Origin of the sequence: Mesorhizobium kowhaii (assembly GCF_003253745.1) — a bacterium.
GTDB lineage: Bacteria > Pseudomonadota > Alphaproteobacteria > Rhizobiales > Rhizobiaceae > Mesorhizobium > Mesorhizobium kowhaii.
In genome coordinates this window covers 418,198-433,383 of record NZ_MZXV01000032.1, presented here as the reverse complement: position 1 = coordinate 433,383, position 15,186 = coordinate 418,198, and the positions used below count along the sequence as shown (strand labels likewise).

Genomic DNA, 15,186 nt, shown 5'->3' with positions numbered 1-15,186 from the left:
GAACGTCATGAGCAAAGCCCTCACATCCTTCGCATTGGTCGCGGTGCTGACCGCCTTGCTCATGGCGTTGAGCCTGGCTGTGGCCAGGCACGGCTATCCCTATGGCGCGATCGGCGTCAGGCGCCTTGACGGCATTGCCGACCCCGGAACGTTCATTCCGCTTGCCGCAGTCTATTTCTTCAGCGCGCTGTTGATGATGATCTTGCCGATCAGGGCGGCCAGCATCGTTCTCACCAATGCCGCCGATGCGATCTTCTGGACCGTGATCGCGCTGTTTGCGGCCATTGTCGGCTGCCTCGCCGCCAGATGGGCCTTCGGCCAGGGCAGCGCCGTGTGGGCGCTGCTGAACTGGCGGTTCCTGTTTGCCGCGGCGATCGTCGGTTGCCACTTCGTCATGAACGAGCTGCGCCGCAATGTGCTGCTGCGCAGCCTGTTCTTCGTGGTTTTCGCCGCGGCGACGCTGGCCTGCCTGTTCTGGTCGTTCACACTTTGACCAGATCATAGCCGGCTCATTCTATGATCCGGCGGTGATGTTGCTGGCCGCCGTTTCCATCCATGTCCAGAGATAGGCGGCAAGCCCGCGATCGACATGAATGCGCAGCCTGTCCTGATGGCGATAGACGACGGCGCTGATGCCGGCGAAGGAAAGCGCTGCACTGGCACTCGCTTGCCTGGGATCGAGTGTCGTCCCGCGCCCGATGAAAGCGTCGAGCGCCGAGCCTTCGACCTCGAACACCTGCAGCCCGGCGCTGATCGCCGTCACCGCGAAGCCTTCTGCGTGCCAGCCCGTCGCGATGGCGAGTGGGGTATTCGACACGACAAGCAGTCGGTCGCGCGCCAGCCGCGCCGCATAGCGCTCGCCCTGCGCGGTGCCAAAGGCACCCACACCTGTTCCGTCCACGCCGGACATAAGCGACCACGCGTCGAGATCGCCGCTGACCAGCAGCTGATTGAGGCCGGGGACTGCGCGCACCACGAGGCCGGGTGCCGTGATGACTGCCGACTGCCAGTCCGGCGCGACGGACCATTTTTCCGCGAGATCACGCATGCAGCCGGTCTCCTGCCGGGTCGAAGGCGCAAGGGGCGGCAATCGTCGCCGTCCTGAGCTTGCCGAGATGGTGGATTTCGACCGTCTCTCCGTGGCGGGCCGCGCCGCGCTCGATCAGGCCAAGCGCGACCGGACGACCGAGTGCTGGGCTCTGGTAGCTCGAGGTGACAAAGCCCTGGCTGCGCAATCCGCCGTCGCTCCGTCTGATGCCATGCGCGCCAGTCGGGAGCGGCGCTTCGCCATGCGGCACTGTCAAGCCGACAAGCTGCATGCGATCGCCGCGCGAAGCCTCTTCGGTGAACAGCGAGCGGCGGCCGACGAATTCGCTCTGACGCTTGGCGCGCGGACCCTCGACGCCGAGATCATGCGGCAGCGTGGTGCCGTCAGTGTCCTTGCCGATGACGATAAACCCCTTCTCCGCCCGCAGGATCATCAGCGCCTCGAGGCCGATGACAACGGCGTCGAACGCCTGGCCGGAATGGCGCAGATGCACCCATAGCGGCTCGGCACGATCAGCCCGGATCGAGATTTCGTAGCTCCTGTCGCCGGTGAAGCTGACGCGGGCGATGCGGACCTCGTCGCCGGCATAGGTGCCATGGCCGACCGCCATATGCGGGAGGTCGGCATCGGCCAGCGAGAGGCCGAGATCCAGCGTTTCGAGCAGTTTCCGGGCGTTCGGCCCCGAAACGGTCAGCGTCGCCATTTCGGCGGTGGCGTTGTGGATGTAGACGGCGCCACGCCCGAAGCGGTCCTGGCGCCATTCCTCCAGCCGCGCATGCACGGCAGTGACATGCGAGGACGAGCACGACACGACGAAACGATGCTCGTCCAGGCGCACCAGCACGCCGTCGTCGAAGACCACGCCATTTTCCGACAGCATGAAGCCATAGCGGCAGCGGCCGGGCTTCAGCGTCGACATGGTGTTGTAGTAGATGAAATCGACGAATTCGGCCGCCTTTGGTCCGATCACCTCGATCTTGCCGAGAGTCGAACCGTCGAACAGCGCGACCGACTGACGCGCCGCGCCGTGCCTCGTCCGCGATAGAGCGCTCCGCGTCGCCGCCGCCATAATGGGCCGGGCGCAGCCAACCACCATATTCCTGGAAGACGGCGCCATTGGCGCGATGCACACTTTCGAGCGGAAGCCGGCGCACCGGCGCCATCAGTTCGCCGACGCGCGCGCCGGCAAAGCTCGCCAGCGGCACGGGCGTGAACGGCGGGCGATAGGTGGTGGTGCCGACCTCCGGCACCGTGCGGCCGGTGATCCCGGCCATCAGCGCGAGACCCGGCAGGTTGGAGGTCTTGCCCTGGTCGGTCGCCATGCCGAGCGTGGTGTAGCGCTTCAAATGTTCGACCGAGACGAAGTTTTCGCGTGCCGCCAGTTCGACGTCCTTCACCGTCACGTCGTTCTGGTAGTCGATCCAGATGCGTCCCTTCGAGCCGGGCATCGGCCATGCCGCGAGAATGCCGCCCGTCGCTTCCGCTCCGGTGCTGCGCGGTACTGCTGTTGTCGTTTGGCCAAGCGATGCAACAGCCTTGCCGGCGCCTGCAAACACCTCCGACAAGGAAACCGCACCCGCTGCGGCGCCTGCCACGGCGATACCATCGACCGGATCGCCCGGCAGGAAGGCGGCGCGCGCCTCGCTCCAGGCGAGCTTGCCCTTGGCTTGGCCGAAGAGATGAATGGTCGGCGTCCAGCCACCCGAGACCAGCACGCAATCGGCATCGACCCTTGTGCCGTCATCGAGCGTCACGCCCTCGACGCGCAGCTTGCCGTTGGCGGAAGCCAGGGCGCGCCCTTTGACCAGCCGGACATTGGCCGGCGTGGCGGGCGTGCCGTCCCGCCGCAGGTCGACAAGCGTGACTTCGGCACCGGCCTCGGCGAGCGCCTCCGCCACTTCATAGGCGTTGTCATTGTTCGTGGCGACGACGATGCGGCGGCCAACCAGCACCGCATGCCGCCTGAGATAGGCGAGCGCCGCATCCGCCGACATGATGCCCGGCAGGTCATTGTTGGCGAAAGGCAGCGGCCGTTCGATGGCGCCGGTCGCCAGCACGATCTGGCGTGGCCTGACCCGCCACAGCGTGTCCGGCCGGCCGTCGCGATGGCGCTGGTTCAGCCCGACCAGATTGTGGTCGTAAATGCCGAAGGCGGTGGTCGAAGGCAGGATCAGGTGACTGGCCGCGGCAAGCTCCGCAACGGTCTCCTCGCTCCAGACGGCTGCCGGCCTGCCGTCGATCTCACTAGTCCGGTGGCCGAGCGATCCGCCTGGCCTTAGTTGGTCGTCGACCAGCGTGACGGACAGACCGGCACCAGACGCCAGCTTTGCGGCGGCCAGCCCAGCCGGTCCCGCACCCACCACCAGCAAGTCGCAATGATGGTTGATCTGGTCCGCTGTACTGGGCGATGTCCAGTCCGTATCGACCTTGCCCAGTCCCGCCATGGCGCGGATGCGTGGCTCGAACATGTGCCAGTCCGGCCACATGAAGGTCTTGTAGTAGAACGCCGCTGGAATGAAGCGCGAGAAGCGATCGAGGAAGGCGTTGCGATCGGCCAGCGCACTGGGCGTGGCGTTGACGCTCTTCGCCACCAGCCCGTCGCGCGCCGGCTCGGTCGTGGCCCGCGTGTTCGGCGTCGCCGGCACGCTGCCGCCGATATCGACCAGCGCGTTCGGCTCCTCGACGCCGGCGCCCCAGATGCCTCGCGGCCGGTGATATTTGAAGCTGCGACCGACGACCGCGACATTGCCGGCGAGCAGCGCCGAGGCGATGGTGTCGCCGGCAAAGCCATGCACGGTGGCGCCGTCGAAACTGAAGCGGATCGCCCGCGACCGGTCGATCGCGCTGCCACCGGTGGCGAGGCGCGAGGCGGTCACGCCGCGTGCTCCCCGCCGAGAGCGGTTGAGGACAGCACCGTGTGGGTGACGGTGTCACGTTCCATGACGAAGAACTCGCCGCAGTTCATATGCACCCAGATTTCGCGCGCCGTGCCTTTCGGATTGGTGCGCAGATAGAGGTAGTCAGCCCAGCGATCGATCGGCATGCCTGCGCCGTCCGGTCGCGCATTGCCGGCATCGCCGCCATAGTGGAACTCGGTTTCGTCGCGCGGGCCGCAGAACGGGCAAGGGAAAAGCTGCATGATTGCCTCTGGTCTTTGTCGCTATGCCTATTGTTGTCCCAAAACCGCTGCGCACTTTTGGGCGACATGCATCAGTGCGCGATGCCGGAGCCGGCCGCTTCGTCGATCAGCCGCCCGCTGGCGAAGCGATCCAGGTCGAACGGACGGCTGATGTCGTTGTGTTTGCCTGTTGCCAGCAATTGCGCCAGCAGCGTGCCGCCGGCGGGGATGGCCTTGAAGCCGCCCGTACCCCAGCCGCAATTGAGGAACAGGCCGGGCAACGGCGATTCTCCGATGATCGGCGAGGAGTCCGGCACGACATCGACGATGCCGGCCCATTGCCGCATCAGCTTCAGCTGGCCGAAGATCGGGAACATCTCCAGCAGGCCGGCAATCACCGTCTCCAAGGTCGGCAGATTGCCGCGCTGCGCATAGGAGGGGATGCGGTCGAGCCCGCCGCCGATGACGATCTCGCCCTTGTCCGACTGGCTGACATAGACGCCGGTGCCTGGCGACAGCACCACCGTATCGAGGATCGGCTTGACCGGCTCGGAAACGCAGGCCTGCAGCGCGTAGGAATTGATCGGCAAGCGAAAACCGGCCTTGGCCGCCAGCACCGAGGAATGCCCGGCCACCGCCATGCCGATGCGGCCGGCACGGATCGCGCCACGCGTCGTCTGGACGCCGCGGCAGCGGCCGCCCTCGATGATGAAATCGGTGATCTCGCAGTTTTGGATGATATCGACGCCGAGCCGGCTCGCCGCCCGCGCGTAACCCCAGGCAACCGCGTCATGGCGCGCCGTGCCGGCCCGGCCTTGCCAGATGCCACCGAACACCGGGAAGCGGGCGTCGGCTGAGAAATTGTAGATCGGCGCCACCCGGCGCACATCCTCTGGCGAAAACAGCTCCGCATCGATGCCATTGATCTGCATGGCGTTGACGGTGCGCGCGCCGACCTCCATTTCAGCGGTGCTGTGACAAAGATTGACCATGCCGCGCTGCGACAGCATGACATTGTAGTTGAGGTCCCTGGACAGTCCTTCGTAGAGCCGGTGCGCCAGGCTATAGAGCTCGACGCTTTCCGGATAGTAGTAGTTGGAGCGCACCACGGTGGTGTTGCGGCCGGTGTTGCCGCCGCCGATCCAGCCCTTTTCCAGCACCGCCACCCCAGTGATGTTGTGGTTCTTGGCCAGGTAATAGGCCGTCGCCAGCCCATGGCCGCCGCCGCCAATGACGATCACGTCATAGGACGGCTTCGGCTCGGGCGAGCGCCAGGCCGGCTGCCAGCCAGTCTGGCCGGCCAGCCCCTCCTTGAAGAGCGACAAAGCGGAATAAATTCTGGTCATGGCGTGCCGGGCAAACCTGATTTCTCACGGCAAAGCCTAGTAGTATTGTACATATATGTCTAGTACGCCTGTCGATCCTGCACGCAGCGGATGGTGCTAGCGTTTGCGCGAAATCGTCTCCTCGACATAGCGCGAGAACTCCTCGACATCCTCCGCCGGAGGCTCCTGGCCGGTGAAGCTGCGCAGATACAAGGCGACCTGAGCCAGGCGGCTGCTCATAGGCTCGTTGAGTTCGAGCGAGTAATAGCCGATCTGCATGAAATAGAGCACGCGGGCGCGCACGAACGCGTCTTCTTCGTCATAGCCATGACGCATGAACATGTCGCGAATGGCATTGACGCGCTCCTCGTCAGCCTCGTCGAGCGCGCGCCGGATGGCAGGTGAGCGACGCGCCCAGGCCCTGATCGCGAAATCGAGCTGCGGATCGAACAGCCTTTCGTCGACCCAGCATTCGAAAATGCTCATCACCCCGCGGATGACGGTCGCGGAGGGCCGCATGGCGCGTTCGACGATGAACCGGGTGTTGGTCTGCCGCCAGTAGTCCAGCAACTGGTCGAGCAGGTCCTGACGGCTCTTGAAATACCAGTAGAAGCTGGAGCGCGACACGTCGAGCTTCTGGCCAAGCGTCAGCACGCGGACGCGTTCGACACCATCCGAGATCAACGTTTCAAGCGCAAGCTTGAGCCAGTCTTCGCGAGTGGCCTTGATGTTTCCGGTGGCGCCGGCGCGTTGGATCGTCGTATCGGTGGCTTCCATCGGCACGACGCATGACACGCTGCATCAGGCAAATCAAGGCTATGGACACTGCTGTCCAGGTCATTTCGACCGGGCTCGGATGATGCCTCACGGATGTTAGCCGGAGTGGGGATCGTATGGCGCTATCGCCGCCGCGCCATCGGCATGATGCCAGGCCAGGGATTTTTGTCGCGGGCGGCTGGCCCACTGCATGCTTTCCCGCAAGGCAATTGTCTGGCAAATACCAATTCAGACAGATGCCGCCGCGCGGCCAACCAGCAGGAAGACAAGACATGATCCCGTTTCGACAGAACCTCATCGATGGCGAATGGGTCGGCGACGCCGGTTCCCGCAACATCAACCCTTCGGATACCGGCGATGTCGTTGGCGACTATGCCTCGGCGGGAGCCGCGCAGGCGGGGCAGGCAATCGCCGCCGCCAAGGCGGCGTTCCCGGCATGGTCACGGTCCGGCCCGCTGGCGCGCCACGCGGTGCTGAAAAAGGCCTCGGACGAGATTATGGCGCGCAAGGACGAGATCGGCCGCAACCTGGCGCGTGAGGAAGGCAAGACACTGGCCGAAGGCATCGGCGAGACCGTTCGCGCCGCCCAGATTTTCGATTTCTTTGCCGGCGAAACATTGCGCCTGTCAGGCGAGGTCGTGCCAAGCGTGCGGCCGGGCGTCGGCGTCGAGATCACCCGGGAAGCGGTCGGCGTGGTCGGCATCATCACGCCGTGGAATTTCCCGATCGCCATTCCGGCCTGGAAGATCGCTCCGGCGCTGGCGCATGGCAACACCGTCGTCTTCAAGCCGGCGGAGCTGGTTCCCGAGAGCGCCTGGTCCATCGTCGACATCCTGCATCGCGCCGGGCTTCCGAAGGGCGTGCTCAATCTCGTCATGGGCAAGGGCTCGGTCGTTGGTCAGGCCATGCTCGACAGCCCCGATGTCAACGCCATCAGCTTCACCGGCTCGGTCGGCACCGGCAAGCGCGTCGCCGCCGCAAGCATTGAGCACATGCGCAAGTTCCAGCTCGAAATGGGCGGCAAGAACCCGCTGGTCGTGCTTGACGATGCCGACCTTGCGGTCGCTGTCGATTGCGCGCTCAACGGTGCCTTCTTCTCGACCGGCCAGCGCTGCACGGCCTCGTCCAGGCTGATCGTGACCGACGCCATCCATGACCGTTTCGTCGACGCGCTCAAGGATCGCATGGGCAAACTGGTCATCGGCGACGCGCTCGATGCGCAAACCCAGATCGGTCCGGTCGTCGACGCGACCCAGCTGAAGCAGGACGAGGACTACATCGCCATCGGCCGCGCGGAAGGCGCCGAGCTTGCCTTCGGCGGCGAGCGGCTCGACCGCAAGGCGCCGGGCTTCTACCTGCAGCCGGCGCTGCTGACGCAGGCCACCAACGCCATGCGCAGTTCGCGCGAGGAGATTTTCGGGCCTGTCGCCAGCGTCATCCGCGTCAAGGACTACGACGAGGCGCTGGTCGTCGCCAACGATACGCCGTTCGGATTGACCTCGGGCATCTGCACCTCGAGCCTCAAGCATGCCACGCACTTCAAGCGCAATTCGGAGGCCGGCATGGTGATGGTCAATCTGCCGACGGCGGGTGTCGACTTCCATGTTCCCTTCGGCGGCCGCAAGGGATCGAGCTATGGCCCGCGCGAACAGGGCCGCTATGCCGCGGAATTCTACACCACGGTGAAGACCGCCTATACGTTCTCAGGCTGATCGGCCACCGCCGATCATGCCGGGCTGATCGGCCGCCGGCCGATCATGCCGGGCTGATCGGCCGCCGGCCGATCATGCCGGGCTGATCGGCCGCCGGCCGATCATGCCTGCGACACGCCAACATCGACAATACCGGACCGGCGCGAAACGATGCCATTGCAAGACCTGACCTGGCTCAATCCGCCGCCGCACCATGCCATCGACGGCGATACCGTTCGTGTGCGCACCGGCAAGGAGACCGATTTCTGGCGTGAGACCTTCTATGGTTTCTGGCGCGACAATGGCCACTTCCTGTACCGGCCGGTCGAAGGCGATTTCACCGCCGAAGTCACGGTCGAAGGGCGCTACGAGGTGCTCTACGACCAGGCCGGATTGATGGTCCGGCTCAGCGAAACCCACTGGATCAAGGCAGGCATCGAATATACCGACGGCGTGATGTATTTTTCCGTCGTCGTCACCAACGATGCTTCGGACTGGTCGCTGGCCACCATTGCGGCCAGCCCGCACGGTGTGCGGATCCGCTTGACCCGTCATGCCGAGACGATTCGCATCCAGTATCTCGACGCTTCCGACGGCCAGTGGAAGCCCGTGCGGCTCGCCTATTTTCCGATCTCGAAGGCGGTCGATGTCGGCATGATGTGCTGTTCGCCGCAACGCGAGGGTTTTGAGGTCACGTTCTCCGGTTTTTCGATAGGTCCGCCGATATCGCGGGAATTGCACGACTGAAGTCGGCACTTCTGCGCCTCAATCATGCACCAGCCTTGTCCAGTCCCAGCCCGTTGCGAACGGCGTCGCGGATGGCTCGCGGGCCGAACCTGGCCCAGACCGCTTGATGCGCGTGGATGCGCTGCTTTGCTCTGCGTTCAGCATCCAGGCAAAGCCCGACCGCCATCTCGGCAAGCTCCTCATCGCTATCTGACAACAGCAATTCTTCGGTCTCGACCAGGCCCAGCCCCTCGGCGGCCAGCGGCGTGGCGATCACCGGCACGCCCCAGGCCATCGCCTCCAGGATCTTGATACGCGTGCCGCCGCCTGCCGCAAGCGGGATGATGGTGAGATGCGCCCTGGACAAGAGCGGCGCCATCGTTTCGGGGTCTTCGACGAGCTCCACACCAGGCAATCGCGCCAGCGCCCACACGGCAGGCTTCGGCCTGCGGCCGGCAATAGCCAGTGTCGCCGCCGGCAAAGTTTGGCGGATGCGGGGCAATATGGTGCCGGCTAACCGCTCGACGGCATCGACGTTTGGCGGATAGTCGAGATGGCCGACGAACAGGATCACCGGAAAGGTCTTGTCGGCCGCAGCCTCGGCGGGCAGTGTTTCGGGGATATCGCCGGCGTGGGGAATTCCGTTCGGAACGACATCGACCGGCACCTTGAGCGGGAAAAGGGTCATCAGCCTTTCGCGATCCTCGTTCGAGCAGACCCAGACCCTGTCGACGAGGGCAAGCGCCTTTCTTTCGAGGCGCCTGATGGCAAGGGCCGTGGCGAGCCTGGCCGCGGCAGATCGCGCTCTATCGGCGCGATGCAATTGCCCCGCCAGGTCAGACTCGACATTGTGCATGTCGAGGATGAGCTGTTTTGTCAGCGGTCTCAAAGGCCGCAGCAGCTTGAACAGGCCAATGCCCTCGACCACAATTGTGTCCGGGCGGAAGTCGCGAACCAGTGTCTCCAGCCGCATCAAGGCGGAGCGCGAAATACGATGCTCTGCCCTTAAGCGCCACCATCCGATCGAACCGGTGCGGGCTTCTCCTTCGATCGACAGGGCCTCGATGCGGATTGGCGGATCGACTGCTTCCACGGCCTGCGGCCGCACCGACGCCAGGCAGACCGGTCCGAATGCCGCTGCCGACACGGCGTTGCGATGGTTCCGCAGATCCGCGCCGGACGCCGGCGGAAAGGCCGGATCGTGGGACACGACCAGCACACGCCGTTCTGCGCTCCGCGGCTCGTCTCCAAAAGGCATTCCAGACGGCTCCGCGATCACAAAACAGTTTCGACTTGTTTAGCTGAACGGCGCTTTCGTCAAGCGCCGGATCCTCTTCGGATGTCCGGTGCAGCATGCATGCCGGTGGGCCGCAAGGTCACCGCCTGGACCACGCCAGCCAGCGCGCCGACAGCTGCCTCCAAAATGAGGTGAACCGGGTTCGCCGGTAGGCGTCGCCGGCCATCTTTATGCCTTGTGCCTGCGTCGGGAAGGGATGGATGACGTCGGCCAGTGCGTGCAATCCCATACCGGATTTGATGGCGAGCGATACCGCATTGATCATCTCGCCGGCATGGCTGGCGACGACCGTGGCACCCAGGATGCGGTCGGACCCTTCCCTGACGTGGATTTTGACGAAACCCTCCTCCTCGCCGTCCATGACCGCGCGCGCGACATCGTGCATCAGCACTGTGTAGGTCTTGACCGGAATATCATTCTGGCGCGCCTGCGCCGGATAGAGACCGACATGGGCAATTTCCGGATCGGTATAGGTGCACCACGGCACGACCAGCTCGCTCACCCTCTTGTGCCCGAGGAACAGGGCGTTCTGCACGACGATGCGGGCCGTTGCCTCCGCGATGTGGGTGAATTTGTAGTCGAGACAGACATCGCCCGCCGCATAGACCCGCGGATTTGTGGTCCGGAGATAATCGTCCACCTTGATGCCGTCGGCATCGTATGCCACCCCGGCGTTTTCCAGGTCGAGACCGTCGACACTGGGCGAACGGCCGATGCCGGTGATGATCTCGTCGACGGAAATCGTCGTCGTGTCGTCGTCCCGCAGCAGGTCGGCGAGCTTTTTCCCACCTGCCGTGCGTACGGCCACAACCTCGGTGTTGAGGCGAACCTCAACCCCTTCGCGCGCCAGCGCGTCCGAAAGGATTTGGGCGGCGTCGCGTTCCTCGCCGGGCAGGAACATCGGGTCCCGCTGCGCCAGGATGACTTTCGCACCCAACAGGCAGAAGGCCTGCGCCGCCTCGCAACCGAGCGGTCCGCCGCCGATGACCAGAAGCCGTGGCGGGCAGGCTGTGAGGTTGAACACGGTCTCGTTGCTGAGATACCCGGCTTCGGCCAGCCCCGGAATCGTCGGCAGGCTTGGACGGGCACCAGTCGCGACCAGCGCCTTCCTGAAACGCAGCGTCTTGCCCGCCACCATGACCGCGTCCGGTCCGGCAAACCGCGCGTCGCCGAAAAAGACATCGATGCCTTCCGACGCGATGGTCGCAGCCGAATCGGCGCGGCTGATCCGCTGCCGGATTTGCCGCATCCGCGTCATGGCCCGCTGAAAGTCGACGTGAAGACGGTCCGGCGTGTCGCCGCCAAAACTCTCGGCATCGCGCATATCGGCATAGAGCCTGGCCGTGCGGATGATCGACTTCGACGGGATGCAGCCGACATTGACGCAAGCGCCGCCGATCAGGTTGCGCTCGATGAGCGCGACCTTTGCGCCGAGGCCGGCCGCGTCGCGGGCTGCGGTCAGCCCGGCCGGCCCGGCGCCGATGACGACGAGGTTGTAGGGACCGTCCGGCTCCGGGTTCTTCCAGTGCGGTGGATGGGCGTGCTTGATCAGCTCGATGTCATTGCGGTCGACAGGGAAGGCGGTAGCCCTGGTCCGGTCATGCGCCATCGCCGTCATCCCTAGACAGCCATCCACCCGTGAAGCCCGCTCTGTCCAGGCCGCGACGAATGTGCTGGTTGGACCGCATCAGCTCCCAGACCAGGCGCGAGCGGTGGTTCTCGATCATCATCACCACGATGCCCTGGTCCAGGCCGTAGTGGCCTTCCGACACCCAGCCGTGCCGGCCGAATTTTCGCCGGTTCGCGAGTGTCGGATTGAAGCCGCTCGGCAGCCGGAAATTGTCGATCACTTCGGGATAGCGGTCCCCGAGATGGCGCAACGCCGCCAGGCAGATATCCGGCGCGAAAGGCAGCGAGGCCGGATAGGACCATGGGGCGATCGTCCCGTCATCCGGCCCGAACGGAGCGCCGCGCGCGGCATAACCGGAAAACCGGCGACGCTGCCGCTCCACGCTGGTGCGAAAGCCGCCCGGCCCGTCGCCTGCCGAAAGTCCCCACAGGTTCTCGTCATAGCCGTAGTAGCCGTAAGGGTTGTGGCGCGCATAGTCGCGGTGAAGGTAGGTCGCGCGGCGGCTGTTTTCGAAATAGTCCGAATTCTTCTCGCGCATGAAAGCGTCGCGGATACCGGCGAAATCGATCCAGGCATGCGAGAACTGGTGCATGAACAGCGGTCCGCCATAGAGCACGTCGTAGCCGTAGATGTTTTCCCACTGGTAGGTCGCCGTCCAACCTTCGTAGCTGTCGTCCGAGGTCGGGCTATCGGGCGAGGCCATCGACAGCACGTACAGGATCGTCGCTTCGTTGTAGCCCTCCCAGCCATAGTGGAGAAAGCCGCTCTTCGGCTTCCAGCCCTGCCGCAAGGTTGGACTGCTGCCTTGCGCCCATCGCCAGTCGACGCGCCGGTAGAGCGCCTCGGCCAACTGGCGGATTTCGGCTTCCTCGTCATCGTCGCCGGAGAAATAGGCGCCCGCCACCAGCATGCCGGCGATCAGCAGTGCGGTATCCACCATCGACAGCTCGCAGCGCCAGACGCGCAGGCCGGTTCGCATGTCGAGGAAGTGGTAGTAGAAGCCTTTGTGGCCGGTGACGTCGTCGCCATTGCCTTGCGGGCTGGCCCAGAAGAAACGCAGCGCCGCGAGCGTCAGCTTCACAGCGGCCTCGCGCGTCATCCAGCCGCGCTCGACGCCGATTGGATAGCAGGACAGGGCGAAACCGACGACGGCGATGCTGGCCGGCGAATTCGGCCTCGACGTATCGGCGACCAGCCCGTTTTCCGGGTTTACGTTCTCGAGGAAATAGTCGAAGGCCGCACACTGATAGCGGTCCAGAAGCTCGTCATCGGACAGCGCGGCGGGTTCGGCTCTAAGCAAACGATGCAAACTCCAGCCTGATGGCCGCAGCCTTCGTCGGTCGTACAGCGATGGCGAGCCGCCGGCGGCTTGTCGCGCATGCCGAACTGTCACTCCGTGTCATGGCTTTTCGCATACTCTTCCCGTCGTCGATTCGAGCGTTGGCAACTATACGCGTGTCGGGCTCCGTTCGTTGCCCCCGTCACGCAGAATTGTAGTGCCGCCGCCGACACAAGGGACGTCCCGGCTTGGCTCGGCAGGTGACGCTGCCGCCTCACCACCCCGGCCGAGACTACGCAGTATTTCCCTCGAGCTCTCTGCCCAATGCTTCCACCATCGCCACCAGCGCCGGTCCGATTTCGCCATGCGCGCGCTCCTCGGTGATGATCTCGCCGATGCCGCCACAGGTGATGGCGACGAGCGGCGAGCCGTCACGCGGCTGGAAAGGCACGCCGACCGCATGGATGTAGCTGTGCCAGGCACCGAACGACGTCACATAGCCCAGCCGTGCGTACTGGGCGATCGCGTCGGTGAAGGCGGCTTCGATCTTCTTGGCGCTCTCCGGCTCCGCTTCCTGCAGCGCACTCAGAAGACTGGCACGCTGCTCGGGCGGAAGGGCCGCCACATAGGCCAGCCCCATCGATGTCTTCCAGATCGGCAGGTAGGAGCCTGGATTGAGCCGCAGCGTGACAAGGCTTTCCGACCGGCAATTGGCCAGATAGACCATGTTGAGGCTGTCGCGCGTGCCGAGCGCCACCGCCGCTCCGGTCAGGTCGGCCAGCGGCTGCATCAGCGGCCGGGCGAGGTGGACGACGGCGCTGGAACTGAGCGCCGAATAGCCCAGCGCCACCGTGGCCGGCCCCAAGCTGTAGCGGCCGAGATCCTTGTCGTACAGGAGATAGCCGAGCGCGCTCAGCGTGTAGGTGATGCGCGACACCGTCGCCTTCGGCAGGCCGGTGCGGGCGATGATGTCCTGGTTGCCGAGCGAGGCATCGCCCGGCCGGAAGGCGCGCAGGATGCCGAGCCCGCGCACCAGCGACGACGAAAGCTGCGCGCCTTCGCCTTCAAGCTCTGTCTCGTCCTTGGTCGCTCGCTTGCGCACGCTGCGGGTCTTTCTGGCGACGGTGTCCGCCTGTCAGGCCGGTGCCGCCGGCGCGGTGGTCGAAAAATGAAATTAAATTCCATTTGTATGGACAGGCGCTTTCCCAGACTGTCAATATGCTCGCATCGGTGGCATGTCCCAGCGCCTTGTGCCATCCTACGAAGCCCGTCCCTGTGAAGGTAGCCACGTGTCCCGCTATATTTTGCGCCGGCTTATCGCGATGCCGTTTCTGGTGCTCGGCATCGTCACCATCGTTCCGCAAGAGGGAATCTTGAGACGATCGGCAGGGCCATTCCAACCCTTGGAATCAGAACGCGTATCTGCGTCTGGGCGAAGGCTGTCTTGCCCGATGAGGCGCGCCAAATCGGCAAGAGGGTCCAGCTTCTATCGGTCCGCCTGGTGCTGGAAGAACTGCAAAAACAGTTCCCGCTCGGTGGTGATGTCGAGCTTCTCGTAGATGCGCCGACGATGGTTCTTGACCGTGCCTACGGTGATGCCGAGACGCTCGGCGATGTTCGCTGTCGGATGGCCGGCGAGGATCAGCTGGACCAGCTCCCGCTCGCGCAGCGACAGCTCCGGCCACAGGCTTGCCGGGATGGTCGGCTCCTGCCGGGGCGAGGCGCCGGGGCCTGTCGGCGCCGACGTGCGGGAGAACTCGGCACCGCGCGCCTTGATGTCGAGTGCGTGCAACGCCTCGAACACCGGCAGCCGCTCGTCCAGAAGTGAGATCTCGCTGTCCTTGAATGCGGTGGTCGAGCGGTCGAGGAAGATGCCGAGGCACCAGTCGCCTCCATCCGCCAGCATGATGCCGACCTCATCGCAGATTTCCGACTGTGCCAGGAAGCCGGCAATGTATTGGCCGCGCTTGGCTTCGTCGTCGGCAAGCCGTTTCAGCGGCATGATGCCGAGCCTTCGCTCGCGCCGCCACGAGGCATAGAACGGATCGAAGACATAGTAGCTGGCGAGATAGCGCTGCACCATCTCGTCCGAAAAGCGCCGGTGCTTGACGAATTCCGGCGTCTGCGTCGTCGAATAGCGCGTCACGGTGACGAGGTCGTGCTCGATGTCCGCGCCGATCAGATCGATCAGGCAGTCGACATGCCTGTCCGTGCCGGTGGCGGCGATCGCTTTGGCGAGCGGCGCCCAGATGGTCCCCATGCGCATGCCCCTTTTCTCGGCGATGTCAGTCAGCC

At 64.7% G+C, this 15,186-nt stretch carries 13 protein-coding genes and 1 pseudogene; 3 read left to right on the top strand and 11 right to left on the bottom strand.

Annotated features, from left to right (window positions below):
• The first annotated feature begins 7 nt into the window (after positions 1–7).
• Entirely contained in the window at positions 8–493 is a 486-nt protein-coding gene (locus tag B5V02_RS14880) for a hypothetical protein (protein WP_111544896.1), read from the top strand.
• A 21-nt stretch (positions 494–514) separates the two neighbouring features.
• On the opposite strand, the gene B5V02_RS14875 is transcribed toward B5V02_RS14880, so the two are convergent.
• The 6 genes and pseudogenes from B5V02_RS14875 to B5V02_RS14850 form a co-directional block, all read right to left on the bottom strand.
• Positions 515–1,048 carry an aminomethyltransferase family protein gene (locus B5V02_RS14875; protein ID WP_111544895.1) on the bottom strand — a complete coding sequence of 178 codons (534 nt, stop codon included), beginning with the start codon at positions 1,046–1,048 and terminating at the stop codon, positions 515–517.
• Positions 1,041–2,117 carry an aminomethyl transferase family protein gene (locus B5V02_RS41545; protein WP_245445927.1) on the bottom strand — a complete coding sequence of 359 codons (1,077 nt, stop codon included), beginning with the start codon at positions 2,115–2,117 and terminating at the stop codon, positions 1,041–1,043. Before B5V02_RS41545 ends, B5V02_RS14875 begins: the two co-directional genes overlap by 8 nt.
• Before the next feature lie 172 nt (positions 2,118–2,289).
• A pseudogene (locus tag B5V02_RS41540) lies at positions 2,290–3,843 on the bottom strand (2Fe-2S iron-sulfur cluster-binding protein); the annotation flags it as partial.
• Positions 3,844–3,920: 77 nt separating this feature from the next.
• Positions 3,921–4,187, bottom strand: coding sequence for a sarcosine oxidase subunit delta (locus B5V02_RS14865; RefSeq protein ID WP_111544894.1), 267 nt, complete (start codon positions 4,185–4,187; stop codon positions 3,921–3,923).
• 71 nt (positions 4,188–4,258) lie between these two features.
• Entirely contained in the window at positions 4,259–5,512 is a 1,254-nt protein-coding gene (locus B5V02_RS14855) for a sarcosine oxidase subunit beta family protein (RefSeq protein WP_111544893.1), read from the bottom strand.
• Positions 5,513–5,608: 96 nt separating this feature from the next.
• Entirely contained in the window at positions 5,609–6,268 is a 660-nt protein-coding gene (locus tag B5V02_RS14850) for a TetR/AcrR family transcriptional regulator (RefSeq protein WP_167458497.1), read from the bottom strand.
• A 275-nt stretch (positions 6,269–6,543) separates the two neighbouring features.
• Here B5V02_RS14850 and B5V02_RS14845 point away from each other — a divergent pair, with 275 nt between their 5' ends.
• Positions 6,544–7,980: an aldehyde dehydrogenase family protein gene (locus tag B5V02_RS14845; protein WP_208647093.1), complete on the top strand. Its 1,437-nt coding sequence runs from the start codon at positions 6,544–6,546 to the stop codon at positions 7,978–7,980.
• Between the two features lie 150 nt (positions 7,981–8,130).
• A complete protein-coding gene (locus tag B5V02_RS14840) occupies positions 8,131–8,706 on the top strand; it encodes a DUF1349 domain-containing protein (protein WP_111544891.1) in 576 nt (191 codons plus the stop codon).
• A gap of 22 nt (positions 8,707–8,728) precedes the next feature.
• Here B5V02_RS14840 and B5V02_RS14835 read toward each other — a convergent pair whose 3' ends face one another.
• From B5V02_RS14835 to B5V02_RS14810, 5 genes are all read right to left on the bottom strand, one after another.
• Positions 8,729–9,943 carry a glycosyltransferase family 4 protein gene (locus B5V02_RS14835; protein ID WP_111544890.1) on the bottom strand — a complete coding sequence of 405 codons (1,215 nt, stop codon included), beginning with the start codon at positions 9,941–9,943 and terminating at the stop codon, positions 8,729–8,731.
• Positions 9,944–10,061: 118 nt separating this feature from the next.
• On the bottom strand, positions 10,062–11,591 hold the full coding sequence (locus B5V02_RS14830; protein ID WP_111545412.1) for a mercuric reductase: 1,530 nt from the start codon (positions 11,589–11,591) through the stop codon (positions 10,062–10,064).
• Entirely contained in the window at positions 11,581–12,912 is a 1,332-nt protein-coding gene (locus tag B5V02_RS14825; protein WP_111544889.1) for a glucoamylase family protein, read from the bottom strand. Before B5V02_RS14825 ends, B5V02_RS14830 begins: the two co-directional genes overlap by 11 nt.
• A gap of 271 nt (positions 12,913–13,183) precedes the next feature.
• Positions 13,184–13,993, bottom strand: a complete 810-nt coding sequence (locus B5V02_RS14820) for an IclR family transcriptional regulator (RefSeq protein ID WP_111544888.1) — start codon at positions 13,991–13,993, stop codon at positions 13,184–13,186.
• Positions 13,994–14,377: 384 nt separating this feature from the next.
• The gene (locus B5V02_RS14810; RefSeq protein WP_111544886.1) at positions 14,378–15,157 is read right to left on the bottom strand and encodes a helix-turn-helix transcriptional regulator; all 780 of its coding nucleotides are present in this window, start codon (positions 15,155–15,157) and stop codon (positions 14,378–14,380) included.
• Positions 15,158–15,186: the final 29 nt, after the last annotated feature.